Annotated in this window: 31 protein-coding genes and 6 pseudogenes; 24 read left to right on the top strand and 13 right to left on the bottom strand. The window is 39.2% G+C overall.

Going from position 1 to position 26,745, the window contains the following annotated elements; all coding sequences use genetic code 11:
- Positions 1–7 precede the first annotated feature (7 nt).
- The 7 genes from LNN34_RS09745 (at position 8) to LNN34_RS09715 (ending at position 6,022) form a co-directional block, all read left to right on the top strand.
- The gene (locus LNN34_RS09745; protein ID WP_229043171.1) at positions 8–2,572 is read left to right on the top strand and encodes a peptidase G2 autoproteolytic cleavage domain-containing protein; all 2,565 of its coding nucleotides are present in this window, start codon (positions 8–10) and stop codon (positions 2,570–2,572) included.
- A gap of 11 nt (positions 2,573–2,583) precedes the next feature.
- Positions 2,584–3,951: a phage baseplate upper protein gene (locus LNN34_RS09740; RefSeq protein WP_229043170.1), complete on the top strand. Its 1,368-nt coding sequence runs from the start codon at positions 2,584–2,586 to the stop codon at positions 3,949–3,951.
- Positions 3,952–3,965: 14 nt separating this feature from the next.
- Positions 3,966–4,250 (top strand): hypothetical protein, encoded by a 285-nt coding sequence (locus LNN34_RS09735; RefSeq protein WP_229043169.1) that lies wholly within the window; start codon positions 3,966–3,968, stop codon positions 4,248–4,250.
- A gap of 1 nt (position 4,251) precedes the next feature.
- The gene (locus tag LNN34_RS09730) at positions 4,252–4,446 is read left to right on the top strand and encodes an XkdX family protein (protein WP_229043168.1); all 195 of its coding nucleotides are present in this window, start codon (positions 4,252–4,254) and stop codon (positions 4,444–4,446) included.
- Between the two features lie 25 nt (positions 4,447–4,471).
- Positions 4,472–4,738 (top strand): hemolysin XhlA family protein, encoded by a 267-nt coding sequence (locus LNN34_RS09725; protein ID WP_229043167.1) that lies wholly within the window; start codon positions 4,472–4,474, stop codon positions 4,736–4,738.
- A gap of 68 nt (positions 4,739–4,806) precedes the next feature.
- Positions 4,807–5,745: an N-acetylmuramoyl-L-alanine amidase gene (locus tag LNN34_RS09720; protein WP_229043166.1), complete on the top strand. Its 939-nt coding sequence runs from the start codon at positions 4,807–4,809 to the stop codon at positions 5,743–5,745.
- 19 nt (positions 5,746–5,764) lie between these two features.
- Complete coding sequence (locus LNN34_RS09715; protein ID WP_229043165.1) at positions 5,765–6,022, top strand: holin; 258 nt, start codon at positions 5,765–5,767, stop codon at positions 6,020–6,022.
- 463 nt (positions 6,023–6,485) lie between these two features.
- On the opposite strand, the gene LNN34_RS09710 is transcribed toward LNN34_RS09715, so the two are convergent.
- Both LNN34_RS09710 and LNN34_RS09705 read right to left on the bottom strand, forming a co-directional pair.
- Complete coding sequence (locus tag LNN34_RS09710) at positions 6,486–6,821, bottom strand: YolD-like family protein (RefSeq protein WP_229043164.1); 336 nt, start codon at positions 6,819–6,821, stop codon at positions 6,486–6,488.
- Between the two features lie 59 nt (positions 6,822–6,880).
- Entirely contained in the window at positions 6,881–7,087 is a 207-nt protein-coding gene (locus LNN34_RS09705; protein ID WP_088110627.1) for a helix-turn-helix domain-containing protein, read from the bottom strand.
- A gap of 137 nt (positions 7,088–7,224) precedes the next feature.
- Here LNN34_RS09705 and LNN34_RS09700 point away from each other — a divergent pair, with 137 nt between their 5' ends.
- Positions 7,225–8,010 (top strand): helix-turn-helix domain-containing protein, encoded by a 786-nt coding sequence (locus LNN34_RS09700; protein WP_229043163.1) that lies wholly within the window; start codon positions 7,225–7,227, stop codon positions 8,008–8,010.
- 355 nt (positions 8,011–8,365) lie between these two features.
- Here LNN34_RS09700 and LNN34_RS09695 read toward each other — a convergent pair whose 3' ends face one another.
- From LNN34_RS09695 to LNN34_RS09680, 4 genes and pseudogenes are all read right to left on the bottom strand, one after another.
- Positions 8,366–8,665, bottom strand: a complete 300-nt coding sequence (locus tag LNN34_RS09695) for a contact-dependent growth inhibition system immunity protein (RefSeq protein WP_229043162.1) — start codon at positions 8,663–8,665, stop codon at positions 8,366–8,368.
- Between the two features lie 53 nt (positions 8,666–8,718).
- Positions 8,719–9,028, bottom strand: a pseudogene (locus LNN34_RS09690) (hypothetical protein).
- A 33-nt stretch (positions 9,029–9,061) separates the two neighbouring features.
- Positions 9,062–9,454: a hypothetical protein gene (locus tag LNN34_RS09685; RefSeq protein WP_059336153.1), complete on the bottom strand. Its 393-nt coding sequence runs from the start codon at positions 9,452–9,454 to the stop codon at positions 9,062–9,064.
- 11 nt (positions 9,455–9,465) lie between these two features.
- Positions 9,466–11,257: pseudogene (locus LNN34_RS09680) on the bottom strand (T7SS effector LXG polymorphic toxin).
- A gap of 238 nt (positions 11,258–11,495) precedes the next feature.
- On the opposite strand from LNN34_RS09680, the gene LNN34_RS09675 reads away from it, so the two are divergent.
- From LNN34_RS09675 to LNN34_RS09665, 3 genes and pseudogenes are all read left to right on the top strand, one after another.
- Positions 11,496–12,623 carry a Rap family tetratricopeptide repeat protein gene (locus LNN34_RS09675; RefSeq protein ID WP_003224692.1) on the top strand — a complete coding sequence of 376 codons (1,128 nt, stop codon included), beginning with the start codon at positions 11,496–11,498 and terminating at the stop codon, positions 12,621–12,623.
- Between the two features lie 207 nt (positions 12,624–12,830).
- Positions 12,831–12,944, top strand: a pseudogene (locus LNN34_RS09670) (peptidoglycan-binding domain-containing protein); the annotation flags it as partial.
- Positions 12,945–13,493: 549 nt separating this feature from the next.
- A pseudogene (locus LNN34_RS09665) lies at positions 13,494–13,574 on the top strand (N-acetylmuramoyl-L-alanine amidase); the annotation flags it as partial.
- Positions 13,575–13,629: 55 nt separating this feature from the next.
- Here LNN34_RS09665 and LNN34_RS09660 read toward each other — a convergent pair.
- Positions 13,630–14,019, bottom strand: a complete 390-nt coding sequence (locus LNN34_RS09660) for a hypothetical protein (RefSeq protein ID WP_069486395.1) — start codon at positions 14,017–14,019, stop codon at positions 13,630–13,632.
- Positions 14,020–14,503: 484 nt separating this feature from the next.
- Between LNN34_RS09660 and LNN34_RS09655 the strand changes: the two genes are divergently transcribed.
- From LNN34_RS09655 to LNN34_RS09640, 4 genes are all read left to right on the top strand, one after another.
- Entirely contained in the window at positions 14,504–14,749 is a 246-nt protein-coding gene (locus tag LNN34_RS09655) for a helix-turn-helix domain-containing protein (RefSeq protein ID WP_202664038.1), read from the top strand.
- A 231-nt stretch (positions 14,750–14,980) separates the two neighbouring features.
- On the top strand, positions 14,981–15,955 hold the full coding sequence (locus LNN34_RS09650) for a hypothetical protein (protein WP_069486397.1): 975 nt from the start codon (positions 14,981–14,983) through the stop codon (positions 15,953–15,955).
- A 19-nt stretch (positions 15,956–15,974) separates the two neighbouring features.
- On the top strand, positions 15,975–16,367 hold the full coding sequence (locus LNN34_RS09645; protein WP_069486398.1) for a hypothetical protein: 393 nt from the start codon (positions 15,975–15,977) through the stop codon (positions 16,365–16,367).
- Between the two features lie 83 nt (positions 16,368–16,450).
- Positions 16,451–16,795 (top strand): hypothetical protein, encoded by a 345-nt coding sequence (locus LNN34_RS09640; RefSeq protein ID WP_069486399.1) that lies wholly within the window; start codon positions 16,451–16,453, stop codon positions 16,793–16,795.
- Between the two features lie 82 nt (positions 16,796–16,877).
- On the opposite strand, the pseudogene LNN34_RS09635 reads toward LNN34_RS09640, so the two are convergent.
- The 3 genes and pseudogenes from LNN34_RS09635 to LNN34_RS09625 all read right to left on the bottom strand — a co-directional run bounded on the left by LNN34_RS09635 (position 16,878) and on the right by LNN34_RS09625 (position 18,850).
- Positions 16,878–17,201, bottom strand: a pseudogene (locus LNN34_RS09635) (YolD-like family protein).
- Positions 17,202–17,762: 561 nt separating this feature from the next.
- Positions 17,763–18,359, bottom strand: coding sequence for a tetratricopeptide repeat protein (locus LNN34_RS09630; protein WP_229043161.1), 597 nt, complete (start codon positions 18,357–18,359; stop codon positions 17,763–17,765).
- A complete protein-coding gene (locus tag LNN34_RS09625; protein ID WP_229043160.1) occupies positions 18,320–18,850 on the bottom strand; it encodes a hypothetical protein in 531 nt (176 codons plus the stop codon). The genes LNN34_RS09630 and LNN34_RS09625 overlap by 40 nt, the downstream gene beginning before the upstream one ends.
- Before the next feature lie 285 nt (positions 18,851–19,135).
- On the opposite strand from LNN34_RS09625, the gene LNN34_RS09620 reads away from it, so the two are divergent.
- Complete coding sequence (locus LNN34_RS09620; RefSeq protein ID WP_044156333.1) at positions 19,136–19,417, top strand: putative quinol monooxygenase; 282 nt, start codon at positions 19,136–19,138, stop codon at positions 19,415–19,417.
- Positions 19,418–19,765: 348 nt separating this feature from the next.
- Here LNN34_RS09620 and LNN34_RS09615 read toward each other — a convergent pair whose 3' ends face one another.
- Both LNN34_RS09615 and LNN34_RS09610 read right to left on the bottom strand, forming a co-directional pair.
- Positions 19,766–20,038, bottom strand: coding sequence for a hypothetical protein (locus LNN34_RS09615; protein ID WP_229043159.1), 273 nt, complete (start codon positions 20,036–20,038; stop codon positions 19,766–19,768).
- A gap of 426 nt (positions 20,039–20,464) precedes the next feature.
- Positions 20,465–20,860 carry a hypothetical protein gene (locus LNN34_RS09610; protein ID WP_044156330.1) on the bottom strand — a complete coding sequence of 132 codons (396 nt, stop codon included), beginning with the start codon at positions 20,858–20,860 and terminating at the stop codon, positions 20,465–20,467.
- A 266-nt stretch (positions 20,861–21,126) separates the two neighbouring features.
- Here LNN34_RS09610 and LNN34_RS09605 point away from each other — a divergent pair, with 266 nt between their 5' ends.
- From LNN34_RS09605 to LNN34_RS09575, 7 genes and pseudogenes are all read left to right on the top strand, one after another.
- Positions 21,127–21,567: a DUF805 domain-containing protein gene (locus tag LNN34_RS09605; RefSeq protein ID WP_044156329.1), complete on the top strand. Its 441-nt coding sequence runs from the start codon at positions 21,127–21,129 to the stop codon at positions 21,565–21,567.
- A 343-nt stretch (positions 21,568–21,910) separates the two neighbouring features.
- Positions 21,911–22,177, top strand: coding sequence for a hypothetical protein (locus LNN34_RS09600; RefSeq protein ID WP_024120997.1), 267 nt, complete (start codon positions 21,911–21,913; stop codon positions 22,175–22,177).
- Between the two features lie 212 nt (positions 22,178–22,389).
- Positions 22,390–22,597 (top strand): annotated as a pseudogene (locus LNN34_RS09595) (NPP1 family protein); the annotation flags it as partial.
- Between the two features lie 342 nt (positions 22,598–22,939).
- A complete protein-coding gene (csn, locus tag LNN34_RS09590) occupies positions 22,940–23,776 on the top strand; it encodes a chitosanase (protein WP_059352750.1) in 837 nt (278 codons plus the stop codon).
- Positions 23,777–24,294: 518 nt separating this feature from the next.
- Positions 24,295–24,417 carry a hypothetical protein gene (locus LNN34_RS09585; protein ID WP_059292995.1) on the top strand — a complete coding sequence of 41 codons (123 nt, stop codon included), beginning with the start codon at positions 24,295–24,297 and terminating at the stop codon, positions 24,415–24,417.
- Between the two features lie 89 nt (positions 24,418–24,506).
- On the top strand, positions 24,507–24,794 hold the full coding sequence (locus LNN34_RS09580) for a YozQ family protein (protein WP_044156326.1): 288 nt from the start codon (positions 24,507–24,509) through the stop codon (positions 24,792–24,794).
- Positions 24,795–25,255: 461 nt separating this feature from the next.
- Entirely contained in the window at positions 25,256–25,669 is a 414-nt protein-coding gene (locus LNN34_RS09575) for a YjdF family protein (protein WP_229043158.1), read from the top strand.
- A gap of 51 nt (positions 25,670–25,720) precedes the next feature.
- Here the strand turns inward: LNN34_RS09575 and LNN34_RS09570 are convergent, their stop codons facing one another.
- The gene (locus LNN34_RS09570) at positions 25,721–26,227 is read right to left on the bottom strand and encodes a GNAT family N-acetyltransferase (protein ID WP_059292993.1); all 507 of its coding nucleotides are present in this window, start codon (positions 26,225–26,227) and stop codon (positions 25,721–25,723) included.
- Positions 26,228–26,396: 169 nt separating this feature from the next.
- Here LNN34_RS09570 and LNN34_RS09565 point away from each other — a divergent pair, with 169 nt between their 5' ends.
- Positions 26,397–26,672, top strand: coding sequence for a hypothetical protein (locus tag LNN34_RS09565; RefSeq protein WP_229043157.1), 276 nt, complete (start codon positions 26,397–26,399; stop codon positions 26,670–26,672).
- Positions 26,673–26,745 lie beyond the last annotated feature (73 nt).

The following is a 26,745-nucleotide window of genomic DNA, read 5'->3' as shown; positions in this document are numbered from 1 at the left end:
GAATAGAATGCCGAAATATCCGTACAGAAAAGCGGGATCGGGATGGGATCGTGGCTTTCGTAATAATCACAACCAAAACCTCGATGATATTGCGGATGACATTAAAGGCTCATACCGTGAGATTACCGCACATAAGAACGCAGAGACCGCCCACACGTCGGATCAAATCGACCATGGCGGTTTTTCTTTGCGAACATACGTAGACAGTCTTTATAACCGCATGAAAAACCTGATTCTTAACGCGGATGGAACTAATGTAAAAGAAGTCGTAGATTCACGCGTAGGAACTGACGGGGAAGTATTTCCGTTATTAAAAGAACGGCTTGATCGCGAGTACCTTAAGCTTTTGCAGAAAATCAAAAGGACGGTTAACGTTGATGACTTCGGAGCAGATCCGACCGGCATTAAAGATAGTACAGAAGCGTTCCAGAAGGCGATCGGTACCGGTAAAGTCCGTCTTAATTTATCGGCGGGAACATATATCGTAAAGGGCGTTAAGCTTCCGTCGTGGACTTATATGGTCGGTCAAGGAATCGGAGTTACAACGCTGAAGCTTCACGAAGACACGCCGGCAAGCGAATGGGTGGTCACTAACGCGGACCATGCCGGAGGCAACCGAAACATCACCGTCGAAGGTATGACGTTAGACTGGAATCCGAATCGTCAAGGTGGCGTCGGAGCAACGGGCGGCTTGCACTCGAGCGGTTTAACACTTGCACAGGTTAAGTTCAGCATCGTGCGCGAAGTAGAAAGCATTAATCCGGGACTTCATAGTTTCGATGCCTCAGCGCCAACTTACGATATTAGCGCAACGGATTATACACAACAAGGCTGCCGATACATTTGGTTCGATCGTTGCGTCGGCTCAGGTTACGGTGACGACGGAATCTCTACGCACTATAGCGAGTACATCTTCATTTCTAATTGCGTAATGACTAACCCTAGCGGAAAGGCGCACACAGCGGGGAAGGCAAACTCGAACGGTATCGAAATAGATGACGGATCAAAAAACGTATGGGTTGTCGATTGTTACACCGAAGGAAACGTAAGAGGCGTCGAAGTAAAAGCGCACGCAGCATGGCCGGCTTCTCAGAACGTCCATATTCGTGGGCATGAATCCTACCGTGACATTCGGGCGTACGACTTGCGTCACATCGGTCACCACTTAGCGGCAGAACCGTGGAGTGAGACGGCGAGAGATGTTACATTAGTTGATTGTACAGCGCGCGAACCGATCTACAATGGTTTATATGCCGGTCTGGCCCCGAAAGCCCTTGTAATATCGGCCTACCAACGTGTTATGATTTCAAATTTCCGGGCAATTGGCGATCCGACATATGATTATAAAGGTACGGACATTATCGCGTTTCAATACAAAAGCCGGAAGATCAACGTAAATGGTTTGCAGATGTACGGATTCGCAACAGCGGGATCAGACGTTCATATTTACGGAGGAGCTCAGCGCACAGACGATATCTACATTTCGAACTTTACGATTCATGATTCGGCGCCTGTAGGTATCGGAATCGGAGGCGGCGTTTATTACGTTACGTTGAGTAATGGCATTGTTCACACTAGGGGCGGGACAGCCGGTATCACCTCACCGAACAACCAAGCGACTATTATTGCAGTTCGCGCCGTCGGATACGCGGACGCAGCAGTATTAGCTGGACAAAAGTACAAGGTGATTCCGAACAACCTGAAGGGTGGATTTAGAGCGGCGGCTTCCTCCGGTTCACCCCTAACGGATACAAGCGCAATCATCGCGGGCTCAGGTACGATTATCGCGAAGGGTGAACGGAACTTTATTGCAGGTGTAGCTGGCGGTGCAACAACAGAAGGTTCGCGAAATGGTGTTTTGTATTCGTGGAATTCGCACACGAAAGGCGAAAGCGGTTCTTCGGTCGTAATTGCGTCTAAAAACGTAATAAACACGAAAGAATACACCGTTGCTTTAGGTCACGGCGACGGCGACGCGTCGGAGGCCCATAAGAAAATCGAACTGGACGCTATGAACGGAAGAGTTCGGGCTACGGCCGCGATCGAAAGTGCTTCGAATCTACAAGACTTCGGAGAGTACTTCGAATCTATTGACGGACAAAAGATAGACGCTTCGTTCCTCGTAACACTGGTAGGCGACAAGATCCGAAAAGCCGACGGTGGCGATAAGATACTCGGCGTAGTGTCGAAAACGGCCGGCTTGGTACTCGGTGGAGCTGCGTTTTATTGGAACGACCGTTATCTGCGGGATGAATTTGGTGAGCTTATTTATCGTGAAATTTACGAAGATGGCCGACTGGTTACGGTTCCGGCAGAGAACCCGAACTACGATCCAACAGTCGAGTATACGCCACGTGAAGAAAGAGACGAGTGGCATGTTATCGGTCTTATCGGTCAGGTACTCGTTCGTATCGATTCGACCGTTGCGGTAGGTGATAGCGTAACTGCTGTCGATGGAGTCGCGACGAAGGCGGAATCAAACGGATACGGAACGGTCATGAAAATTAAAACGCCTTATAACGCAGAAAAAGGATACGGTGTAGCGCAAATGATCGTTACGCCGCAGCACTAGGGGGTTCGATAATGATATATAACGATGCGGAACAATCGTTTGAAATTACCGCCTCAACCAAACGAAGCGTAACTACAGGTATTCAATTCAGCACGCAAGATATCGGGACGGCAAAGATAACGTTCAAGCTGACGAAGGACGGCGAACCTTTACCGATCTCAAACGCAACACACGGCAAGCTATTCATGCGGATGGCGGACGGCAGCGAGTTTTACGTTAATACGGAAGTCGGGGACGCTTTAGAAGGCGTCCTTTTTTACGTCCTTACCGACGATCAAATTCGGCACTCCGGAACTGTGATGGCGGAGCTTTACGTTAGTTACGATAACGGACAGAGCCTAAGCGTTCACAAATTTTCGTTCGAAATTGATAAGGCGCTCATCGATACCAATATCGCTCCCCTTGCGGAATACTATATCGAAGATTTCGAAGACCTGAAGGCGGATATCAATAAAACTACGGATGAGATAAACCAAACTCTTAACGAAATAAAAGCGAAGTTTAACGAGTTCGAGAACATCGAAACAAAGGCTGGTGCCCAAGAGAAAGCGAATGCAGCGGAAGCGAACGCGAAAGCTTATACGGACCTACATGCTGCTAAAACAGATAATCCGCATAAGGTTACGAAAGCTCAGGTCGGCCTGGCTAACGTTGACAACGTAAAACAGGCAGCAAAGACTGATTTTGATACGCATGTCGCCGATAACGTGCGGCATATTACGGCTGATGAGCGAACAAAGTGGAACGGAAGCCAGTTATTTAAAATAACGAATGACATCGGAAGCGTTCTCGTCTCAGCAGGCGACACTGACGATTTTTATATGAAAATTACTCAAAGCGGGAGACGGTTCGGCACTTTTTATTCCACAGGTAAGGCAGCAAACGCACCTTCTACTAACTCTACGCGAGGCTTTTTTCATATGACCGCAACCGATAGTAATGGTTTAGGTACGTTCGGCTACGTTGTCGCAGTTGATTATCAAAATAACATGTTTACGAATTATTTAAACACGGATTCAGGATGGCACGGGTGGCGCCGCGTTTTAACTTCATCTGACTTAACGCCGACATGGAATAACGTAACCCTTATAAACGGAGCAACGCAGGACACGAGTAGACCGTTCAAATTTTCCGTCAGCAACAACGTTCTGTGGCTGCGCGGATCTTTCGGAACTCTTCCAGCTATCGGAACATCTGTCGCAAAATTCACGAACAAACCGACGCAGCTAGTCGATTTTGTCGTACCGACGATCGGATCTTATGGTACTGCTCGATTTTCCTTAACGACTGACGGCGATTTAAGATATGACGGCATGGTGGCGAACGATAGCGCAAGCGTGTCGAGAGTTTCATTTAACATCGGAATTCCACTATGGTAACGGAGGTGATGAGTATGCACGTTCTTTTCTACGATGATAACTTCAAATATGACGGCGAAGCTGATATCGAAATAAACACGGAAGCAGGCGAGGAACTGCCGCCAAATTGTACAACTGCGTTAATCCCTGCTGGGTTATATGATCCGAAGTATGATCCAAAAAAAGGCGTTTGGATTGAGTCGGCAACACAAGACTATATCGACAGTGTGAAGCCGCCAGCACCGAAACCAAGCGAAATAGAAGTCCTGTCTCAACAGGTAGCGGATCTATACTATCTAATTGCGATAGGGGGAGAGTAATATGATAGATTGGTTCACATACATCAAGGGGTTTTATGAAACAGGTCGTTGGACGAAAAAACAAGTTTATGATGTTGTTGCGGTCGGTCGCATCACACCAGAACAATACGAAGAAATTACCGGTGAACCGTACGATCCTAATACGCCTCCCAGCGAAGGGCCTTCTGGGGCGACTGACGGATCTGCTGGGGCTTAGTAATTAACGGAAAGGAGGCGGCCCAATGGCGGAACCGAGTAACAACGAGCTCAACGATAAAATAGCGGACATTCGCGAGTGGCTGGTTCGGATAGACACCAAGGTTGATTTCTTTAACGAAGTCAAAACGAAAGCTGAACGTGCTGACGAGAAATCCGAAGAAGCATTGGCGTTGGCGAAAGAGAATCGCGCAGATATAGCGGATATGAAAGCAAATACGAAATGGGTATGGGGCGTGATGCTAACCGTAGTAGGGATGTTACTTACGGTAGGTATCGCGCTTTTTACGTAAATAAACGAAGTACGCCCGTCAGGTGAGAGTCCCGGCGGGCTTTTTTAATTTCGAAAGGAGACGATAAAATGGCGATTTCAGTACGTAAGAATCTGGTCGCATCAAGTAAGTATTCCGTTAAGTGTCCGTATTCAATGGATGCGAAGTACATTACGTTCCACAATACGGCGAACGACGCTTCAGCGGACGCAGAGATTCGGTACATGATCGGAAACACAAGTTCAACGAGCTACCATTTCGCGGTGGACGATAAGGAAGTCGTTCAAGGGTTGCCGACTGATCGTAACGCATGGCATTGCGGAGATGGTAGTAGTAAGAATTCCGGAAACCGCACGTCTATCGGAGTAGAGGTTTGTTATTCGAAGTCAGGCGGCGCAAAGTATAAAGCGGCCGAAAAGCTGGCGATTAAATTTATCGCGCAATTACTAAAAGAGCGCGGCTGGGGCGTCGATCGCGTACGTAAGCACCAGGATTGGTCCGGTAAATACTGTCCGCATCGCGTGCTTGCCGAGGGACGATGGGAATCGGTAAAGGCGGCTATTGCGGCGGAACTTAAAGCGCTCGGCGGTAAGTCGTCTAAACCGGCTGCTTCAGCGCCTAAGACTTCCGGGTCTACCTATACCGTCAAGAAAGGCGACACGCTTTCCGAAATCGCGGAGAAAACAGGCGTAAGTATGGCGAAGCTTCAATCGTACAACGGCATCAAGAACGCGAATAAAATCTCCGTCGGCCAGGTGCTCAAGCTTAAAGGCGGTTCTTCTAAACCGTCATCCAGCGGTAAGAAATACGTATACCTTCCGGCCTCTGCCGATTCATGGCGCATCTATCCGACTAACAAAGCGCCTGTTAAAGGAAACGAATGCGGCTCATTGCGTCCTAAGAAATTCGGCGGTCTGAAGTACGAAGTCCTTGCGAACCCACAAACGGACGTATATACAATCAAGACGGGTCAGTTCGGGAAAGTAAATATTTACGCGGCGAAATCAACGGGCGCAACAGTAAAGTAAACGAAAAGGAGACGATAGCATGCAAGACGTTTTAATTTTCGCGACTGTACTAGCGCCTATCTTAACGGCGCTTGTTCAACTGGTTAAGAAAACGGTTAAGCTTCCGACAAATGCAGTTCCAGCGATAAGCTTCGTGATTGGCATCGGACTTGGTGCGGTTGCTTATCCGTTTACCGACCTCGATTTGGTGCTCCGGTTATGGGCCGGTGGCTTTGCGGGATTAGCGGCGACAGGTCTTTTTGAACTCGGAGCCAAGCGCGAAGGCACAACGAAATAACGAAACTTTTAGCGAGTGCTTACGTATGATAACGTAGGTGCTCGCGTACATAAAAACTCATTGCGGATAAGTTTGGCGCCGTAGTATAATTTTACTAACTTACAAAGGGCGGGTGGATTAACGTGGAATATAAAACGGTGACTGTGGCGAAGAAAAAGTTTGGATTCGGTAGGATTATCAGTTTGTGCGTTGGATCGTTCATTATGTTGATTTCGGTACTATTATGTCTTACGATTATCGGTATCCTTCCGGGCTTAGGACTCGCCTTTTTCAGTCTTCCGTTTTTCGCGATTTCACTAGGTGGCGCGCGATACTCTTGTCCGAATTGTGGTCACGATAAAAACTTCGTAACGAGCGGAAAAGTTAACGATAGTTGCCGACGCTGTAAGCAAAACATTGCGGTTGATTGGGTGAAGCCCGAGAATATAAAGAAGAGCGTCAGCTAACGAAACTAGCCACGTCCTTAACCGGATGGGGCGTTTTTTACGTTTATGATATCCGCAAACCTCACGAAGTTAGTATCGCCTCGGGCGTCCTTCACGCGAAACTCCTTCCGTATGTGATCCACGTAATGTACTGCGCCAATTACTGCTCGTATGTATCCATCGTCGTATACCTCGAATGCGAGTGGTGCACCGAACTCCATCGACTGTGCGACCGTTATTTCCCTATCCTCGATCTGCTGCGCATCCAGTTGCGGCTTTTCAACTTTCCGTTTCTCTTCGGCTTGGCGCGCTAGGCCGGCTCTGTGCTCCGGCATTATAATGCGCATCGCCCGTCGTTTATCCTCGATCTCCATGGCGAACACCTCCGCATTTATTATATGCGAATATGCGTTCGGTTATCAATCGGAAATATTTAGTCGCGGATCTCAAATAGTTCGTTCATATCCGTAATACCTAATCCTTTAGCGACTTTGGCTACATGTTCGCGATTTACTGTACTGCGTTGGTTTGCGCAAAGTTCAGAGATTACGTTATTTCTTACGCCGATCTCTTCAGCAAATTTCGTTTTCTTTATTCCTCGCTTGTCCAAAATTTCTTCAAGCTTTATATAAAGGCGCACCTAAACCACCCCTAGACGTTTGATAAGTCTATTCTATCGCGTTATCGATATTTTGTAAATGAAATTATTGACTTATTGATAATGAGTTATTATTATTTAATTACTGATATATCGATAAAACGAAAGGGGTTGACGATATGCATTACTTAGCGGAATACCAAACGTTCGACTCGACGGCTCAACTTAACGAAGCTGTCTACGAACATATCAAGCGCAATACATACGAGCTTAACGATACGGATCGCCAGGCGCTTAAGATGATCGCACGTTACGCGGTTAAGTTTAGCGGGGCAGCGCATCTTAAAGCGGAAACATTGGCGGGTCTAATCGAGAAATCCGTTAAGACGGCGCGGAGGGCGCTGAATAAATTAGCGGCTTTGAACATCGTAAAGAAGGTCGCCACGACGCGGAAGATAAACGGAGGAAAAGGCGCGAACATAATCGTGATCTTGCCTCTGGATGACCAGTCGACAATGTCCAATCGCGGACAAGCCGAGAAGCCTACGGAATCAACGGTTGAAGCGCCGAAAACGAAAAACGAACCATCGGATTTAATTAAGCGTTCTAAAAACCAAAATAACGTATTAGATACGGCTACGGTCCCGGCTGAAGCGCTAAAGGGCTCGTTGCCTAACGATATCTATAACGCAATGGCTCGCTACTTTGACGCCGAGAAGATTTATAAATACTACGGTATTTTACTTCGCGCTAAGGCAAGCGTAGATAGAACGATCAGACTCGAAGATCATGCGGCTCCATTCGTTGAAGCGTGGCACGCAACGATTATGAAAGCGAAATCGCACGAAATTAAGCGTTTCGACGATTACCTATATGCGGGGTTTAGGAAGGCGGCTTGGACGGTTAAGGCACGCTTAAATCGTGGTGGATCGCTTATGGATCGTTTCAGGAAGGCGTTTGAATAATCTCGCGGGTTACGGTACGTGGACTTGCGCGGTGGCGGTGCTATACGCTATAATTCGTAATATCGAAATAAAAACCGTTTGACTTAACGATGACTTAACGCTGATATACCAACGTTTGACTTACCGATTGACTTATCGGATCACTTGCGGATACCTTGACAGGGTAGAGGTCGCTGGTTCGAGCCCAGTCGGAATCATATCTTAAACCCTTGCGCAGCAAGGGTTTTTTACTTTGTATTTAGTTATATTTGTTAGCTTTGTTCCTACATGGGGACGAATTGAGGACGAAATTTCTTTGGGGCTGATTAAGAAGTGAAGTCAAAATCAGCCCTGTTTCTATGCTAGGTTTAATGGATTATAAGGTTTCAATATTCTTTTCGATTTTTTGAATAACTTGTTCGAGCCATATGATTGGAGATACGTCGTAACTAAGAATGTCCACTCCGTCAGCAGCTTCATCGATAAAATCATTCTTTTCTTCATCCGAGTAATCGCTGTTAATAAAATCTTTTAATGCTACTATATCAGTTTTTTGCTCTTCTTTTGGTATCTCATCTAAGTATTCGGCCAGTGCTGATTCTGGAGTTTCTATATCTTGATGAAAAATACCTCCTAGAAATTGAAATACAGGTTCATAAATTTCGATTTCGATCATTACTTATCACCACCAAGAAATGTTAACTTCAAATCTGAGAAATGGTACGTATCTTATTCTAAATAACTTTCTGCTATATCAATATCATTTGTCATTTCTAAGTCAGGGTATTTTTCATCTAATTTTCTTAAACAATTAATAAGTTCTTTACTTTGGTAAACTTTCAGCTAAGTCTTCAAATACTTCACTGATCCAATATAAATCTTCTTTATTACAATTTTCTAGATAGCTAATTGTATTTTCCTCATTTTCTGAGAGTACTTCAATTATTTCATCCCAACTTTTTTGAATTCCATAGTCATCATTAGGATTAAGTTTTTTTCTTTTAATTAATATAGCTTCCATTTTTTTCTCTAAGTTCATATTGATCCTCTTTACTAAGAAGGGCTATTATTTTCAAATTGCCTTTCCTATTGTTACATCTCCATCATGGAAAAATTCAATAACATAACCAGATTCGCTGAACATGAAAGTATCTGAACCTACAGCAGTTACATCATCAATTACGTTTAAGGCGTTGTCTAAGCTGGTTTTTACAGCTGGATAATCACCGTAAGCCCAAAGGAGAATAACAGTTTTATCATCTATTTTATTCTCAATTAACCATTCGTCGATATCTTCAGCATAATCAATAGATCTGTGAGTAGTTACTTCATCCCATTTAATTCTACCCCATGATGTGAAGGGGAAACTTTCGCCAAGTTGTTCATGATATTTGCGTGTCTCAGAAATAGTGAGGACTTCTTTGTTATCTCCAAGAGCTTCTAGACATTCTTCGTATAAAGTCATATTAACACTTCCTATTTATTTAAATGTTTTAAAAGGGATTTATAAGTATCTTCGTTTCCGTTAAAAGGTATATAATATTTCTTTGCTTTATCTCCTTTTCCATTTCTATAATCCTCAACATTTATATGAGGTCCCTTTTCGGGGTCATAATCTAATCTCCAAAGGACTTTATTATCTCCAGACATTCGGCCAGTAACTTTACCAAAGCCTGCGCTTTTAGATAAAGTACCTATAAAAGGCTTTGAATCTATTCCTAAATCACCAATTAGATTTAGCGCCTCATTTCTAGCTTGTTCATATGTATCTACCTTTGGAAGCGCAACTTCTCTTGATTTTTTGGAAAGGCCCTTTTTAACTGTCTTGTTTTTTGATGACTTACCATTGATTGATTTAAAGAGTACACTATCTTTAGTGGAATCGGCTATTCTTTTTAGGAGTGGCGTATTTTTCACGTTAATGGTTTTCTCAGCATCTTGAAGGATTCCTTCTAATGCTGGAGTATACCGATTTACAGGAGATTTGACAAACTGTTTTACAGACTTTCCGCCTTTCTTAATTGGGCCACTAGCTGCTTTCCCAACTTTAGCAAGATCCTTCGATCCTGTTGAGACAGAGGACTTTCCACCTTTCAATAACGGAAGACTTCCGCCCAAATAAGTAACATAGTGCATCCGTGTATATGCATCCCCGTGAATCATTTTTTTGTCCCAATCATCCTTCAATGTGTCAATCATACTTTGAAAGGCAGCTTGATAGTCGTATTCCAGAACTGTATCCAACACTTTTTGAGGATCCTTGTTTAAGTTGTCAATTGTCCAACCGATATTCCATCCAAATTGAATGGCTCCTTCACCGGCATCTTTGGCAAGATCGTATACACCAACAATTGCACCTTTGGCGCCATCGCCTATGATTTGCAACACTTCTTTTCCGTTATCCATGAAAGCTTTGCGCTGTTCAAGAAATGAAACAAATTCAAGCTGTTCAGGGGTAAGATTTTCATAGCCGACCTTCTTGGCAATGTCTAAGTATTCATCCGGATCCGTCACTCCGCCAGCTAGCTTCTTCTTCAACTCTTTGATCTCTCGTTCTTTCGCTTCATCTTTCTTGATCTTCAAATAAGCTTCAGTCTGTTTCTCAATATCGCCTTTTTTCTTATGTATGTCACTTTCACGGTACGCCTTGGCGTTGTAGTGAATGGGCGTAGCGTTTTTGCCTTTGCCTGTGGATTCCTCAAGCTTTTGGAAGTCCTTCTTGATGAATTGCTCGTTTGGCTCTGACTGGGCATATTCAGTAACAAGTGCTTCGTCCACGCTTCCTAGTTTATCGACTGTTTTTTTACGTTTGTCCTCTGCATCTGCAAGTTCGTCTTTGAAGTCTTCTGTCGAGAACAAATCAAGCGGAAGAATATCGTCGATATCATGTAAGATATCCTTCATGGCTTTCTTTTGTTCAGACATAATAGATTTTGATTTTGTGTAAGCGTTAGCCAACTCATGTTCTAAAAAAGGATTCTTCTATGTATGCATCAGCTAAGCTGGCGTCCTCTAAAGCGCCTGAAATGCTTGTCAAAAAAGCAATTTTCATATCAAGTAAGTCAATCCAATTGTCAGCTACACCTGCGTGATCTTGGTAAAATGCTTTAATGTTGTCGGCGCCTTTGCCGGAAAACTCACTGTCATCTAAATCTGCTACAGCTTTAAAAGCCTTTTTTAGATTGACCATCTGACTTCTTAATTCCTTGTATGCCTTTGCGCGTCTATCTGCTTCGGAAAGCAGTGATTTGGCTTCAAATACTTTCATGATCATATCCTTTCGTTCATACGGAATTAGCAACAAAATTTTACCACATGACATAAGACAAAATTCGAAAGGAATCTCTTTATATGGAAAATGAAACTTTAGGATTAGGTGTAAATACCTAAGTGTGATTTAGGACAACAGAACTTTAGCAGCGACAAAAGTTTGCGGTTTTTTTGCGGACATACATATTTTTGGAAATGTTAGAATATTACATAAAAGGTGTTTAAGGAGGGGTCCCGTGAATCCAGTTTTACCGTCGTCTAAAGTTGGCGTAAAGATCAATGAATGGTATAAGATGATTCGTCAATTCAGTGTCCCAGATGCAGAGATTTTAAAAGCTGAGGTGGAACAAGAGATCAATCAGATGGAAGAGGATGAATATTTGTTGATTTATTTCTCATTAATGAAATTCCGTCATCAGCTTATGCTAGACTATTTAGAACCAGTAACTACACGCATAAGACCAACTATTGACGAGTTACTCGAAAAAATAGAGGCGTCAAATAAAGGGATATCCGGTTTATTGTCTTACTACTCCCTGTTTTTTCGGGGGATGTATGAATTTGATCAAAAACAATATGTGAAAGCAATCGCCTATTATAGGGAGGCGGAGAAAGAACTTATCCACGTTCCTGATGAAATCGAAAGAGCAGAGTTTCATTTTAAGTTAGCCGAAGCATATTATGGAATGAAGCAAAGTCATGTATCTATGCACCACGTTAAACAAGCATTAGACGTTTACAATCAATATGAATTGTATAAGGTACGGAAAGTTCAATGTCTCTTTGTTATTTCAGGGAATTATATTGATTTTAAGCGTTATGAAAAAAGTCAGCCACATCTTGAAAAAGCGCTAGAGTTATCCAGAGAATTAAATAATAAAAGGCTCATTAGTTCCGCACTTTATAACTTAGGTACAAATTTTGCGGACAGAGGGGATTATCAGCAAGCAGAAGTTTTCATGAAGCAAGCTGTGGAGATTACTGAAAAAGAAAAGTTGACGAATTTGCCACATTCTTTATTTTCTTATGCAAAAATCCTTTTCAAACAAGGAAAAATGAATGAAGCCATCCAAGTAAGTAAGAAAGGGTTGTCGGCAGCTATTTATCAAGGCGATGAGCTTTTCACGAAATTACAGGGTTATTTAAAAGCTCTTTATGTCGATGCAGTGGACCAACAAGGTGTTAATAAAACAATAGAATACTTAGAAAGAAACAAGAACTATTCGTATGTAGAAGACATTGCCTGTGAGACTGCAGCTGCTTACGCAAACTCTAAAGAATTTGAAACATCTTATGTTTATCATCAGAAAATGATTGAAACTCAAACACAAATTCAAAGGGGAGAATGCCAGTATGACTTTTAAAAAGAAGGTATGCCTTATCCTAGGGTTGTCATTCGTTTTAGTATGTGGGTTTGGATCCAGCTTAACAGAAAGTCAAACTCAAAATTCATTCCAAGTTACGTCGGATCGTCTTCAAACATAAGCATCAGAAAGCCCTTCTAAATAAGAGGGGGCTTTTATTTATGTGTTAAGTAAACAGACAAAAACGAATCGATTGAAATAAAATATTACGGACCGAAAACCGCCGACGCCGTCAGACGGTTTCAGCTAATGAATGGATTAAAAGCTGACGGTATTTATGGGCCGAAAACAAAGGCGGAAATTGAAAAGCTTTTAAAATAAGTTTGTGAATTGACGAGGTTGAAAAATCTCGTATTTTTGTAGCAATAAGAATAAAAAGGACGATTTAAGCATAAAAATCAACCCTCGATGAATAAACCGGGGGTTTTTTTATGCAAAAAAAGAAGCCTATTAGATCAGACTTTTGCAGTTTTCTAGTTAACATACTATAAGAAAATCTTAAAAAATGTTATCTAAAAAAGTTTTTTATAGCCTCTAAACGTATGTTATGACTACATTCTTCACAAGTATATTTTCCTTTTATGTTTTCTTTAACTTGCTTATATTTCAATGTGCCTTCATATACTCTAAATCTTTTCCTGCAACTTATACAAATTACTTCATAATAAAAAATCACAAATCCCTCCTTTTCTCAAAATTAATATATACAACAAAGGACTTAATTTGAGAATTTTCATTTGAACTTTGATCGAACTATTCAACATGAACGTAATGCTTCTCCAAAGTAAAAAGACATTAAGTTGCACATACAGCCAGCAATAACTACTATATGTGTTCCATACTTCATTTTAAAACAAAATGAGTGCAGTTTTCTATTCTATACAGGGGCTTAGGCAGGACAATATTTACGGACTAAAGACTAAAGCAAAACTCGAAGCACTATTAAAATAATAGGAGAGTTAAACAAAGAACCCCACTTACAAGTGGGGTCTTTAATATACATATCTCAATCATATGTTCTGATGTAACCTTTTGCACTGTAATCAGAGCCGATAGTGCTGACATATAATCTGTATTTTTTTCCTTTTTCAAAAAAATAATTAGTAGTATCTCTACTTACTCCCGTATTTAAAAGAAGATAACCCAAATCAGGGTCGTTGATAGTTGGAGATCTCCATTGACCATCAGAGTATACCTCTACATATGCATCAGCGTATGATCCTGCAGTACCTTCTAATGTGATTCTTCCATATTGACCTGAACCATCAACAGTTTGAGTATAACCTCTATCCCAAGGACTAACATTTACACTTCCGTACGTATTAGCGGCAGATGCAGAATTAATAAATACCATTGACATAATAACGGCGAGCGCTATTGCAAAAAGCTTTTTCATTTAACAACCTCCTAGCATTATTTTTTTCAGTAAGATAATAGCATATATTGTTAAATTAATCCTCTTATTTCGCGAATATTCAAATATTTTTAATAAACCTATATACAATTGTTTATAGATATTGTATAATAAGAGCATAAGGAGGTGAGGAAATGCTAGACAATATGTTAAAAGTCCTTCAAATTATCTTCTATGTTGCATCAATCGCATGGATTGCCCAACAATCACACGATGCAAAGAAAAATAATAAGAAGGACTAAGTGTAAAGGGAAGCGAGTTGGTCGCTCGCTTCTCAATATAATTATAAACAGTCTAGCATACAATATGAAGAGAAAACAAACATTCATTTTTTCCATGATACTGCTTAGTGTTGCATCCATTGGTCTGCGCTCGTTTTGGACAAACCCATTTACAACAGGCGTTATGATCTTTGTCTTAGCATTAACCATTTACATGATCATTAAGGATTTAAGGAGAAGATAACATGGAATATCATTTTAAAAGCCGTCAGGAGGTCGAGGACTTCATTAGGCGTGAAGTCCTCACCACTAATGAGGCAGAAGAGTTACTCGGGGTTAAACGGGCACGTATAAGCCAGCTTATAAGCAGCGGGAAGCTTATTCCGGTTAAAAAGTTGAGCGGCACCAGTTTGTTTCTTCGAACCGATTTAGAGGAAAAGAAAAAAGAATTAGAGTATGGCCGGAAGAAGTACAGACCGTATGATGAATGAAGCCCTTCTCGAGATGAGGAGGGTTTTGTTTGTCATACGTTTGCCAGCTATAAAAAAATGGTGTAAAAATGTGGATGATGACATAGAATACTGTTATTATAAAAGAAAAACGTTCCTATTAAGGAACGTTTTGGAGCGCTAAACTCAAACTCATTAATATTTTAACATTTTATTTGTTATTTTGCAGTTTTGTGCTCTTTAAGTTTATTTTTTTATAAAGGGCAGGGTCATATGATAAAATACACCAATATAATTAAGAGAAAAAAATTCCTTAATCAACTTGCAAAGAATAATAAAATAACTTATTATGGTCGTTCTGAAGAAGATATAATCCAAGATTTAATCAAAGAAGGGCATAAAGAAAAGTTAGATTATTTAGATGAGCAATTTAAATTTTCAAGTACAAACTTAACTCTATGTGAACTAGAAGAAGCTTGGCCTGAAAATATAGACTCACCTGAAAAATTACTGTCTTACCTAGTGAAAAATCGTAATGTTAACCCTAATAACATTGATACTGAATGGCAACCACCATTAAAACAAACTTTACAACTCTGTGCTATTAAACATGAAGGGTCCGCAGTTTATTTAAAGTTTGTTGAAGAGAAATTAACTGTTAGGAAAAGTGGATATTCCTCCTCCGTATCATCATATGCACAGTTTACTTCTGTCGTGTTAATCTTTGGAGAGGACCCTTTGATTCAAATGAGGTGTCCATTTAAAGATATAAAAAAATATATTGAATTCACCATGGATTTTATTGGTTACAAAAAACCTTGTAATTACTTTACAGTCCCTAAATTAACAAGGGATAATGCTGTTAAAATGTGTGAACTATTATCGGCGGGAGTATCTTCAAGACATATTTCACTTCCTACTAATGTTGGAAGTGTTCAGTTCAATGGAAAAAAGGGTATTGATTTAAGTAATGATGGAACTTTTGATAAAATCACCAACGCGATAAAAGGTCTGGGTTTACCAACTGATCATACAATGGAAGAGAAGTGTATCTTTGTATATACCGATCCAAAAACATCAATAGAATTAGAAACAATATTTGAAGTTAATTTTCAAAAGGGTTATTTTAAATTTACTAAAGAAGTACCTGAAACAATAGTAGATCATGTTTTAGATATATTGATACTAGTTGATATGGAAGATAGAAAAAAAGTAGATCAAGAGGCTGCCATAAATACAGAAGAATGATTATTAGGAGGGGAGTTACGTGGAACAAGCAATAAATTTTTTGGAGATTAATGAAGTCTTATTGAATTGGGCTGCTAATGACCCTCCTATTGAGGATTTCACTGTAGAAAATGTATTATACGCTATAGGTTTGAGTGAGAATTATTATCAATCTGTTTTAAAATATCTCATGACTAAAGATGGTTATGAGTTAATCCCTAAAAAAATGTTACTTTGTCCATCCAATCATAAAATCCAGTCATTTGGATTACATGAGGATATAGAAGATGAGTTATTTGATTGTTATTGCGGGGAGAATGATTTTTCCCCTGAAAATTTTTTGTTAGTGTTCGAGTTTACTGATTTTTTTAAGTCTCAATGTCAAAAAAAAAAGAAATACTGGAACCCGCTAAAAATACCTATGTTAGTTTAGGTTCTATTGCTGATGGTAAGACTTTTAAGGATTTAATTAATGAAGGGCTATTTAGCGAGCCTAAAAAGGGGGTGTACGTTTACATGGAGGATAACAGGCAATATAATATTTCAAATAATAGTGGAAGCGCATTTAGCTTTGGATCTAATTCTTCAAATGTGGTTATGAATCATAATAGCAGTAATAATGAGTTAGCAGAGTTAACGCAGGCACTATTAACAGAAATCAAAGATTCAAATTTAGATAGCGAGGAAGAAGAAAAATTAAACCATCTGGTACAAGCTACAACAAGCGAAGCTAACACAGAGAAGCCTAAGAAAGTTTTAATAAAAAGTTTCCTAGATTCAGCTGATTCTATTATTAAGACGGCTACTACCTCAGTAAATTTAATTTCTGCATTTGAAAAATGGAAGTCTTTTTTCTCATAATACAAAGAAGCTCACTTTATAAAGTGAGCTTATATATTACCGTTTTTCCACTTTTTTTATTCCACATCAACTCACTCATTCGCTACAACGTTAAAAGAGAATCAAATATAATAAACCATGTATCTCCTTTTAAATCCTTCACATGTAGTTTCTGTTTCACTTCGTTTATGTAATGCACATGCCCTGTTACATCTTCAATAAAGCCGTCTTTGTATACACCGATGACCAGAACCGAGTTGAATTCCATGGCTTCGCAAATAGTTCGTGCCATTTCCTCCAGTTGGTATTCATCAAGAGAGGGTTTTTCGATTTTCTGAACTTCTCTCTTTCGGCTTAAAAGGGCAGCCCTTTACTCAGGTAATATGAATTTTTGTTCCCATCTCTTGTCGTAAATTCCTTGACTCATTCCGATCATCTCCTTGACTAAATTATATGCAAACAAACGTTCTTTTATCAACGGAGAAAATATTGGTAAGCCTACGTATAAACTCATTGGTTTTAAATGGGAAATTGTTGGCGAGTTGTTGCCCAAACCTGCCAACAATTAATATTTTTATTCAGAAGGGATCAGACATCTAATTTGAAATCCCTTGATGGATAAGTATTTGTCAGGAATAAAAATAACAGCTCAGAAGGTAATCACTACCTTGACAGGGTAGAGGTCGCTGGTTCGAGCCCAGTCGGAATCATAGCTTAAACCCTTGCGCAGCAAGGGTTTTTTACTTTTTATAGGGGTTGTCGGTATTATTAATGCAGTATATGATTTAAATGAAAACCCAAGAATAAAAGTTGAGTTGAGAAGATAAAATAAAAACCCCATTTGTAAAGTCCAAAATGGGGTTATTTCTTAATTTCATATTAAGTTGCTGCTCTATCTGCGACCTTATAAGTGGACTGCTCAGAAAGAGCGTATGAAGCGCTAGATACTCCAACAACGCCAAGCAAGAGCGCTAAACAAATTGCAATTTTACATTTTTTCATTTAAATGTTTCCCCCTTTGAATTTGTTTGCGTGCTTCAATTGCCATTTGATAAAAATCGACTGCATCATGTCTGTCTTCTTTGTTGGTCAAAAAATCAGCAACAGCAACAGCGTATTCTTCCATATCACCGTAAAGGTTTTTCTCTTCGAAGAACTTGAACACTTCTCTAAGTGTTTGTAAGTCGAATGATAAATAAAGACCTTTAACCAGTTTTAATTTCTTGGTTACTTCCTGGTTGTTGTGTCGGGCAGCAACCTTCTGACCTTCCTGGTATAATTCTAATGCAGTCTTTAAATCATTTTTCTTTGCTTTGACATATGCCAGATTAAAAATCGCTTTGGACTCATACATGTGTTTTCGATCTTTATGAATTTCATAGGCAATTTGAAAATATTTCTCAGCATTGTCAAGTTCTTCAAGGTTATTATAACATAATCCCACGTTAAAATGTGCTGAACCAATTAAATGTTGCTCCCCTATTTTTATAGCATCATGTAAGGCTTTTTCAGCTGTTTCTAAAGCATCCTCATAACACATTTTATCTAGCCAATTCCCAAAGATAACAAACTGACATTGGACCATTTCTTTGCCATATGTAAGGTTACCCTGAGCATCTTTTTGCTCTTTAAATATAGAATATGCTTGCTGAGCGTATTTGCGTTTTCATCTAATAAATCAAGATATTTTTCGGCTTCGCGATAATATGTTAAGGCAATAACTAAATCTCTTGTTCTGAAATGATACATACCGGTAAAAAAATGATAATAGAACTCTATTGTATTCGTAAGGGATTCAGGGGCCATATTCTCCCTTGTCTTTTTAAGAGCAGAATAAACACCATCTATATTTTTAACAGAGTCAGGTTCGAGATACGACAGCATTATTTCGTGCCGTAGCTTTAGTAGCTGAAGATAGACTGCAACCTTTTCATTTTTCTCCATCATATCGAATTCTTTTTCAACTTTTCTTTTCATTTCTTTTGCTTTCTCAACTCGACCCTGCTTTATGACAACATACCAATGATTAATGTCTGTAGTTACATAATGATATGGGATTAAATCCGAAACAGACAATCAAATACCTCCTTTTCTTTACATATATTTAATATTATACCACTAAGGACCCCCTCTAATAGAGTGTTTTTTGAAAAGTCTCTCTATTTAGACTAAAAAGGGTCGGAATAAACATAAATAAGGACCATATCGTCTGATATCGACCCTTTAGCTTGCTTTAGAATTTATAGAAAATTGGTCTAAAAGGCTATCGATGTCGTTTAATGGTTTATAAATGACATCTACATTTTTCGAGAAAATGCTATAATGAAAAGCCATGAAATAATGTAAAGAGGGGGGATTTCGATGCATTACATAACTGCATGCTTAAAAATCATCAGTGATAAAGACCTTAATGAAATAATGAAGGAATTCAAAAGACTTGAGGAAGAAACAAACAAAGAAGAAGGGTGTATTCAATTCCATGCTTATCCGCTTGAACCATCAGAACGCAAAATAATGCTTTGGGAGATTTGGGAAAACGAAGAAGCTGTTAAAGAACATTTCACGAAAAAACACACAAAAGACGTTCAAAAACAAGAATTAACGGAAGTAGAATGGTTAATGAAAAGCAATGTGAATGAGTAAAAGGTTCCTTAAAAAAGAGACATTCAATGGCTAAGAATCAACCACCTGTAATTAAGTAGTAAAATGTTGGCGGATTGTTGTCCAATTCTGCCAACAATCATCATTTTCATTCAGAAGTCATCAGATGTACAATTCAATAGGCTTTGAAATAAAAGGGTAAAGTTGATTTTTCAGCTTAGAAATTCATTGATCCTGTCTCTTTTTAGGGTCAAAATCATTGAAAAGTTCAGCGGTGTTTAATTTGGAACATAAAATCAATTTTCTAAGAAAAGCTCCCACACAATAGGGAGCTTTTCTATTTTCACATCACTTGAAATAAAGCAGAACTTTTTTAGATGATTAAGAGATTTAGTGATGTTTTTTATACGATTCGACAAAATCATAATAATGATCATCGTCATCATAATACTTTTTATCGTAATGATAATCGTGATCATCATCATCATACTTCTTGTCATGATCACAATCATAATACTTTTTGTCGCAATCATAGTGCTTCTTATCGCAGTCATGATACTTTTTGTCACAATCATAATGCTTCTTATCGTGGTCATAAAACTTTTTGTAATAAGTTTTTTTCCAAGTGTAATACTCTTCTTTATATTTTTTATAATAACCCAATTTAAGCCCTCCTATTATTTTAATCAATATTAATATATGAAGTTTATATGATATGGTATGGCCACATTCACTAATAATTTAGTAATAGGGCTGTTTCTGATAGCCAAATCATAAACTGTTTATGAAGATAGGTTAGGTGAAAGGATTCGGTCACAGTGAATAGACGAAGTATGTTGTAATGCCATTTGGGAACAGATGGGGACGAATATGGGGCAAACTTTTAGTCAAAACAAAAGGTTTTTTATCAGAAATTCTTGTCAGAAAACCTTATAAAATAAGGTTTTTAAAATAAAACGCCAGTTCGTAACGGCATATAGCCCCTACCTTGACAAGGCAGAGGCCACTGGTTCGAACCCAGGCGGAATTACACAAAACAAAAACGGCAGGAAACGCTGATAAAGGCGTTCCTGCCGTTTTTGTTTTGTGTTATCTTTTCGCAATGAGATAAAGTGATATGGCTCTTTGGGTTTGAAGAGGATTATGAAGCGTAATTACCCACTGGTTTCTTCTCCTTGGAAAGCTGCCTATTGCATACATTGGAGCATAATCACGTGGAGTAAACCCGCCATTGATTACCTTTATATCTCTTCCTTCAAGATAACAAACAAGGTATTCACCGGGATCTATGACCTGTTGGTTAGTCCATGCGTAAGAATAAAAGCCGTCTCCGAGATCCTCGGTGGAAGATGGCGGTATAAAGCCATCTACATTCAATGTGATTTCTCTTCTTCGCTGTCTTTCTGAAAAGTCTTGATTTCTTTGCGTGTGATGAGCAGGTGGTAAGTGAGGAATTAACACAGGAACATAAAAGTAATGATACAAAGTAACCACTCCTTCGTTTACATTCATACAAAGTGTATGTTGGCGTATTTCGTTAATTCCTGTTTTATTGTCAGTTGACTAAGAATGGAACTAAAGGAGTGAGGACAATCAGCTTGTCCATATTTGTTTTACGACTGCCTTCATTTTTTGTATAGCAAGTTCTATGAGGTCTTTTTGCCATTGACTAGTTTTATAGCCAAATCATTTTTATGATATAATGGATATGTTTTGCAGTAATCTATAGTGTTGGTAATGGAGGAAACTATATGAAATGGTATTGGAATGGCTTAAAGAACTATGTCAATTTTGAAGGGAGAGCTCGGCGAAAGGAATATTGGATGTTTCATCTCTTTAATGGCATCATTTGTTTTATTTTATTACTGCTATCATTAATACTAGTTGGATTATTTACATCAGGCCCATTGGCGGCAGAAGGATATGCCAGTTCACAAGTAGGATATGTAATTGGATATGGCGGGGGATTACTGGCATATATTCTGATCTTTCTTTATCAGTTAGCTGTTTTTCTTCCGTCTCTTGCTCTCAGTATCCGCAGATTGCATGATATCGGCAAAAGTGGCTGGTGGATATTTATAGGCTTTATTCCGGTGGTCGGTCCTATTATGATGCTGATCTTTAACTGCCAAGATAGTGAAACAATAGAGAATCAATATGGAGCAAATCCTAAGATTATAAATGAATCGTAAATTGCGCCCCAATTGTTAGACAATGAGTTTAGCGATTGGGGTGTTTTTTATAGCCTGAAGAACTCATAAGGTAACTACATATTCAAGATAGAGAACAACTTTTAAAGAATTTTGTGCTGCAGGATAATGGCATGAATAATCTTACATTATTTGGTTTAAAATGATTAACTGCATTTTGAATAGTTAATTTTTTTTCTTCTTAACCACTTTCTAAGCACCTTTGTTTAGTTTTCACAAAGGATTAAATTAATATGCTGATCAAGAAGACATTTAGAATGGAACGAATCAAAGTGAACTTAATGGACAAACTTATATGGATTAAAAAGAAGAGAGGAGGGTGGAAATGAGTAAAAAATGGTTGCAAATAATAACTGCGTTATGTCTATCCACTTTTATATTAATGGGCTGTAATAATGATCAAAATAATAATGATCAAGATAACAATACTCCAGATGTTGAGGAGAACGATCAGGATAATAACGGTAACAATGCGCCGGGTGTTGATGAGGACGATACGATCAATAAAGATGATGAAAAAGATAATGAGACTGATCCCGAAGATCCGGTTGAGGATAATGAAGATGCCGATAAAGATAAAAAAGATGAGTAAGGAAACAGCACATCATCATTGTTTGCAGAAGAACCGACACTTCGTGCAGAGAAGTTTTAGTATTCTTTTCTGATGCTTTCTGCTGGCGGTGCTACAGACGAAAAACGTGCTTGAAAGGCTCTAAAATGACAAAAAGCTCTGTCCTTAGTGGATGGGGCTTATTGTGTGTTTGTGACACGTTTTTGAAATGAATACTATATGCAGTTTTATCCATTGCATATGAAAGCACTTCGCCGCTGAACCATGAATTACTTATGAGCGATGATGTAGTAGGCGGAACTCAACCGTTAATCGGATGGGATGATTTAACTCCTGCCGCAAGGAATGCATTACATACAACAGATTTCGGTAAAGCAAATGTTCCTTCCTTTTAATGATAATAACTTTACCAGCAATTTAAAGAAAGCATGGTTTAAATAAAAACATCTTGGTATTGGGAAGATCCTTACAAAGAAGGATTCTTTTTTTGACTTACATGAATTTCCTATTAGTTACAGTTTCTACGAGAGCTGATTGGCAATGATTACTTTTAAAAATGGAACGAATGATAATAAGAGAAGTCCTTGTCGGAAAGCTTTTCTCTCAAGAATCTCTCTGTGATGTAAATGATATCTGCCTTTTACATGAGACCCGCAATCTCTTTACCATTAAGAGTAGTAATTAAGATTCAAAATATTGACAAATCAATGTATTTTCAACAAAAGGTCAGCCCCTTCATGTATACTGAGTCCGTAATTACAATATGTAGAAAGGGGTAATAGAATGAAAATCAGTTTGGAGAAAAAAGCAGGTTTCTGGAAGAAGGCAGCGATTTCATCATTTATTTTCACCATGTTTTTTACCCTGATGATGAGTGATACGGTTTTTGCGGCCGGACTGAACAAGGATCAGAAGCGCCGGGCGGAACAGCTGACCAGTATCTTTGAAAACGGCACGACTGAAATCCAATACGGATATGTGGAACCCTTGGGTGATGGAAGAGGCTATACATGCGGACGGGCAGGCTTTACAACGGCTACCGGGGATGCATTGGAAGTAGTTGAAGTATACACAAAGGCAGTACCGAATAACAAACTGAAAAAGTATCTGCCTGAATTGCGCCGTCTGGCCGAAGAAGAAAGCGATGACATAAGCAACCTCAAGGGATTTGCTTCTGCCTGGCGTTCGCTTGGAAATGATAAAGATTTCCGTGCTGCCCAAGACAAGGTAAATGATCGCTTGTATTATCAGCCTGCCATGAAACGATCAGAGAATGCCGGCTTGAAAACGGCACTGGCAAAAGCTGTGATGTACGATACAGTTATTCAGCATGGCGATGGTGATGACCCTGACTCTTTTTATGCCTTGATCAAACGCACGAACAAAAAGGCAGGCGGCTCACCTAAAGACGGAATAGATGAGAAGAAATGGTTAAATAAATTTCTGGACGTGCGCTATGACGACCTGATGAATCCAGCAGATCCGGATACCCGTGATGAGTGGAGAGAATCGGTTGCCCGTGTGGACGTGCTTCGCTCTGTCGCCAAGTCGAACAACTACAATCTGAACGGACCGATCAATATCCATTCAGCAGAATACGGTGATTTCGTAATCAAATAAGCAGCAAGTGTAAAGAAACCGACTGCACCCTTTGCGAATACACCCGCTGCCCTCATTAATATGGCGCGGTTTAAGGTATGAACCGATTGTGTAAATGTCATTACGATTACTTAGCCCTTCTCAGAGAGAAGGGCTTTTTTCAATCTAATCTGCTTTTCCGATTCAATAAAAAAAACCAGATTCACTAGCATGAATGTATCCGATCCAACGGCAGTCACTTCAGCAATTAGGCTTAATACATAATTCTAGACTTGTTTTTATACTGGGTGATCCTCTAAATAAAGAGTGTTTTTCTTACAGTAAACGGAACAGTTTCTGTCATATGACATTCTTTAAACTTATTGTGTTTGCTGAGAGATAAATTATGCTTTGGCAGATACAGAACTAGTACTCATGACGAATGGTCCCTCTTAAGAGTTTTTTTGTTATTGGTCAAAAGGGGGTGAATGAATGTCTGCACAAAAGACAGAATAAGGGTGAAGCTGATATTCCAATGTTTTCAGAAAAGAGGTGAAAGCATGACTAAAAAAGGGATTCAAAATTCAAGTATTGAACAAATAAGAAATGATCATGAGACTGAAACAGCATTCAAAGCAGATGACCCTAAAAAACATGGCACAGGTTCAAAGAGGACCAAATAAGTTTTGTTTCAATGAATGCCTAATATCAAGATCTGGGCCAATTGTTTTTGGCCTGTCATATTGATTGATAAGGAAAGGGAGTGGATGATGTGACTCAAAAAAATGGAGCAGACAGACCTGATGATTATAAAAGATTTTCTGAAATCGACAAGGACTTTGATTTTAATCAAAATGGCGATCCTAAGTCAGAGACATTAGGCAAGAACGAACAAACCAATAACAAAGAAGAAGCAAATGAAAATATGGATGTCGCAGGAAAATATTTTGAACCGTCAGATTACAAAGGAACCACACAATTGGAACAGGGTTTGGCTGAAACGCATGAACAAGTCAGTGATGACTATTTTGAGGGAACCATCGACCAAAACTTGGACTAAATAATCAAGCGGAGCTGACTCGAATGAACTTGAGTTAGTTCCGTTTTTCGTACAAAGATGAAACTGGTTCGGCAGAGGCTGCTTTCATAAAGGGGAATGAAAATAATGGGATCCACGCTTTTGTGAACGCCTGACAGCTGCCGGCTTTTGCGAAACAAAAGGAAACCGTAGCTTGATATTCTATTGAAAGAAGAGAATGCAATTCTATTTAATTTTTTCAGTCTTCTTTGGATTCCTTGATTTTGAATAGAGAAAAAAAGGGTGAAGCTGATGCATGACTTATTCCTTGAAGTATGCTCTCAATATCTTTTCTCTAAAGAGAAAAATTGATAAAATTTAAGCAAAAGAATGAAAAAACACGATTCGGTTGGTAGTCCGAATGCATTTTTATTATGTCAGTAACCTTCCCCTCCTCGGGATGTCCATCATTCTTTCATCATTTAAAAGAGGGGGGAATCGTTATGAAATTAACGATTTACTACAATGGTCAGTTTTGGGTAGGAGTTATTGAGGTTGTGAAAAACGGAAAACTAAAGGCCTCTCAGCATTTGTTTGGAAAAGAGCCGAAGGATTCTGAAGTATTAGATTTTGTTAATAGACAACTCTTAAAGACTCTGTCCCAGTCTGAGCAGGAAGGAGTTAGTGTAAAAGCCCAAGATCAGAAAAAGATAAATCCGAAAAGATTGCAACGTCAGGTTTCGAAGGAATTGAAACGTGCCGGAGCATCCTTAAAGGCACAGGATGCGATGAAACAAGAGTTGGAAGCGAAGAAGCAAAAGAAAAAACAAATAACGAAAGAACAAAGAGAAAAAATAAAAGAACAAAAGCATCTCATCAGAAAGCAAAAAGCTAAAAAAAAGCATAGAGGAAAATAGCTTGAAAAAGCAGGCATAGAGCCTGCTTTCTTATAAGTGAAGAATATGTTTTTACACTTTAGCGTATCTCCAATGGATAAAGTCTTTTTCTTCACGGTCCAGTTTAAACCCTAACTTCTTCAAAATATGCTGTGAACCCATATTGCCATGTTCACATCTTGCCGCAATACAGTTAACATTCTCTTTGCTTAATGCCCAGTTTATTAACTTTTGAGCAGCCTCAAAACAATAACCTTTACGGCGGTGACTTTTATTTGTTGCAAAACCGATTTCAACCATGCCATCCGTATCAGGGTCGCCTAAAAACCCAGTTCCTCCGACAATTTCATAATCATTCTTCTTTAAAATGATCCATGAATCAAATCCTCTTGTTCCTTTATTTTTGATTAAAATCTCGCGGAAATAAGGAATTGCTTCAAAAAAATCTGAGTTTGGCCATTCCCCATTTGTTTTATAACCCAGGTCTATAATAGCCTGATGATCCAGTTTAGATGCAGCGTCTAGAAGATTAACATCAATCGTTTTTAATAGTAACCGATCCGTTTCAAGGAGAACCATCTCTTTAGCCCCTCTTCTATTTGATATCTATACATGTGATTCTTTTATGTTCATTTATCTCATGAATCGAGAATTAATTGTTTCCTCTATAACAAGTTTGTTACAATGCATATTCATTATTTTCTCTCTCTATAACGTATCCGTAATATGTAACGCTTCAGAAAAATTCATGAATTTGATAACAGAAAAAAACGATAAAGAAATCAGTATGATTTCAAATGGTAAGAATAACCGTCTGGGGCTAAATAAACGGATGATAAGGAGTAAAGGGGGAGCAGAGATGGTGCCTGCTCTTTATTATGAAAAGATATTTGCAGCTAACAGGAATATGCATAAGTCTGGCGGTGAGAACAAAGCAGTAGCAGACTCCCTTCGCAAAAGTATAAAACAGCAGGAGGAGTTCAATCAACTTTTAAAAGAACTTCTTAATAGAGACATCAAATAAGTTTCGGTATATGACATGTTGCAGATAAATCATCTCCTTGAAAATTCAAGGAGATCTTTTTTAAAAAAGCTTT

This window comes from Bacillus sp. AF23, from assembly GCF_020861455.1.
GTDB classification, from domain to species: Bacteria; Bacillota; Bacilli; order Bacillales; family Bacillaceae; genus Bacillus; species Bacillus halotolerans.
This window is presented reverse-complemented; position numbering and strand designations above follow the sequence as displayed.

Excerpts from the sequence above, each read along its gene's own strand:
- LNN34_RS09745 (WP_229043171.1), top strand. The coding sequence starts at position 8 with ATGCCGAAATATCCGTACAGAAAAGCGGGATCGGGATGGGATCGTGGC.
- LNN34_RS09740 (WP_229043170.1), top strand. The coding sequence starts at position 2,584 with ATGATATATAACGATGCGGAACAATCGTTTGAAATTACCGCCTCAACC.
- LNN34_RS09735 (WP_229043169.1), top strand. The coding sequence starts at position 3,966 with ATGCACGTTCTTTTCTACGATGATAACTTCAAATATGACGGCGAAGCT.
- LNN34_RS09730 (WP_229043168.1), top strand. The coding sequence starts at position 4,252 with ATGATAGATTGGTTCACATACATCAAGGGGTTTTATGAAACAGGTCGT.
- LNN34_RS09725 (WP_229043167.1), top strand. The coding sequence starts at position 4,472 with ATGGCGGAACCGAGTAACAACGAGCTCAACGATAAAATAGCGGACATT.
- LNN34_RS09720 (WP_229043166.1), top strand. The coding sequence starts at position 4,807 with ATGGCGATTTCAGTACGTAAGAATCTGGTCGCATCAAGTAAGTATTCC.
- LNN34_RS09715 (WP_229043165.1), top strand. The coding sequence starts at position 5,765 with ATGCAAGACGTTTTAATTTTCGCGACTGTACTAGCGCCTATCTTAACG.
- LNN34_RS09710 (WP_229043164.1), bottom strand. The coding sequence starts at position 6,821 with ATGGAGATCGAGGATAAACGACGGGCGATGCGCATTATAATGCCGGAG.
- LNN34_RS09700 (WP_229043163.1), top strand. The coding sequence starts at position 7,225 with ATGCATTACTTAGCGGAATACCAAACGTTCGACTCGACGGCTCAACTT.
- LNN34_RS09695 (WP_229043162.1), bottom strand. The coding sequence starts at position 8,665 with ATGATCGAAATCGAAATTTATGAACCTGTATTTCAATTTCTAGGAGGT.
- LNN34_RS09685 (WP_059336153.1), bottom strand. The coding sequence starts at position 9,454 with ATGACTTTATACGAAGAATGTCTAGAAGCTCTTGGAGATAACAAAGAA.
- LNN34_RS09660 (WP_069486395.1), bottom strand. The coding sequence starts at position 14,019 with ATGAAAAAGCTTTTTGCAATAGCGCTCGCCGTTATTATGTCAATGGTA.
- LNN34_RS09655 (WP_202664038.1), top strand. The coding sequence starts at position 14,504 with ATGGAATATCATTTTAAAAGCCGTCAGGAGGTCGAGGACTTCATTAGG.
- LNN34_RS09650 (WP_069486397.1), top strand. The coding sequence starts at position 14,981 with ATGATAAAATACACCAATATAATTAAGAGAAAAAAATTCCTTAATCAA.
- LNN34_RS09640 (WP_069486399.1), top strand. The coding sequence starts at position 16,451 with ATGGAGGATAACAGGCAATATAATATTTCAAATAATAGTGGAAGCGCA.
- LNN34_RS09630 (WP_229043161.1), bottom strand. The coding sequence starts at position 18,359 with ATGGTCCAATGTCAGTTTGTTATCTTTGGGAATTGGCTAGATAAAATG.
- LNN34_RS09620 (WP_044156333.1), top strand. The coding sequence starts at position 19,136 with ATGCATTACATAACTGCATGCTTAAAAATCATCAGTGATAAAGACCTT.
- LNN34_RS09605 (WP_044156329.1), top strand. The coding sequence starts at position 21,127 with ATGAAATGGTATTGGAATGGCTTAAAGAACTATGTCAATTTTGAAGGG.
- LNN34_RS09600 (WP_024120997.1), top strand. The coding sequence starts at position 21,911 with ATGAGTAAAAAATGGTTGCAAATAATAACTGCGTTATGTCTATCCACT.
- csn (WP_059352750.1), top strand. The coding sequence starts at position 22,940 with ATGAAAATCAGTTTGGAGAAAAAAGCAGGTTTCTGGAAGAAGGCAGCG.
- LNN34_RS09585 (WP_059292995.1), top strand. The coding sequence starts at position 24,295 with ATGACTAAAAAAGGGATTCAAAATTCAAGTATTGAACAAATAAGAAAT.
- LNN34_RS09575 (WP_229043158.1), top strand. The coding sequence starts at position 25,256 with ATGAAATTAACGATTTACTACAATGGTCAGTTTTGGGTAGGAGTTATT.
- LNN34_RS09570 (WP_059292993.1), bottom strand. The coding sequence starts at position 26,227 with ATGGTTCTCCTTGAAACGGATCGGTTACTATTAAAAACGATTGATGTT.
- LNN34_RS09565 (WP_229043157.1), top strand. The coding sequence starts at position 26,397 with ATGAATTTGATAACAGAAAAAAACGATAAAGAAATCAGTATGATTTCA.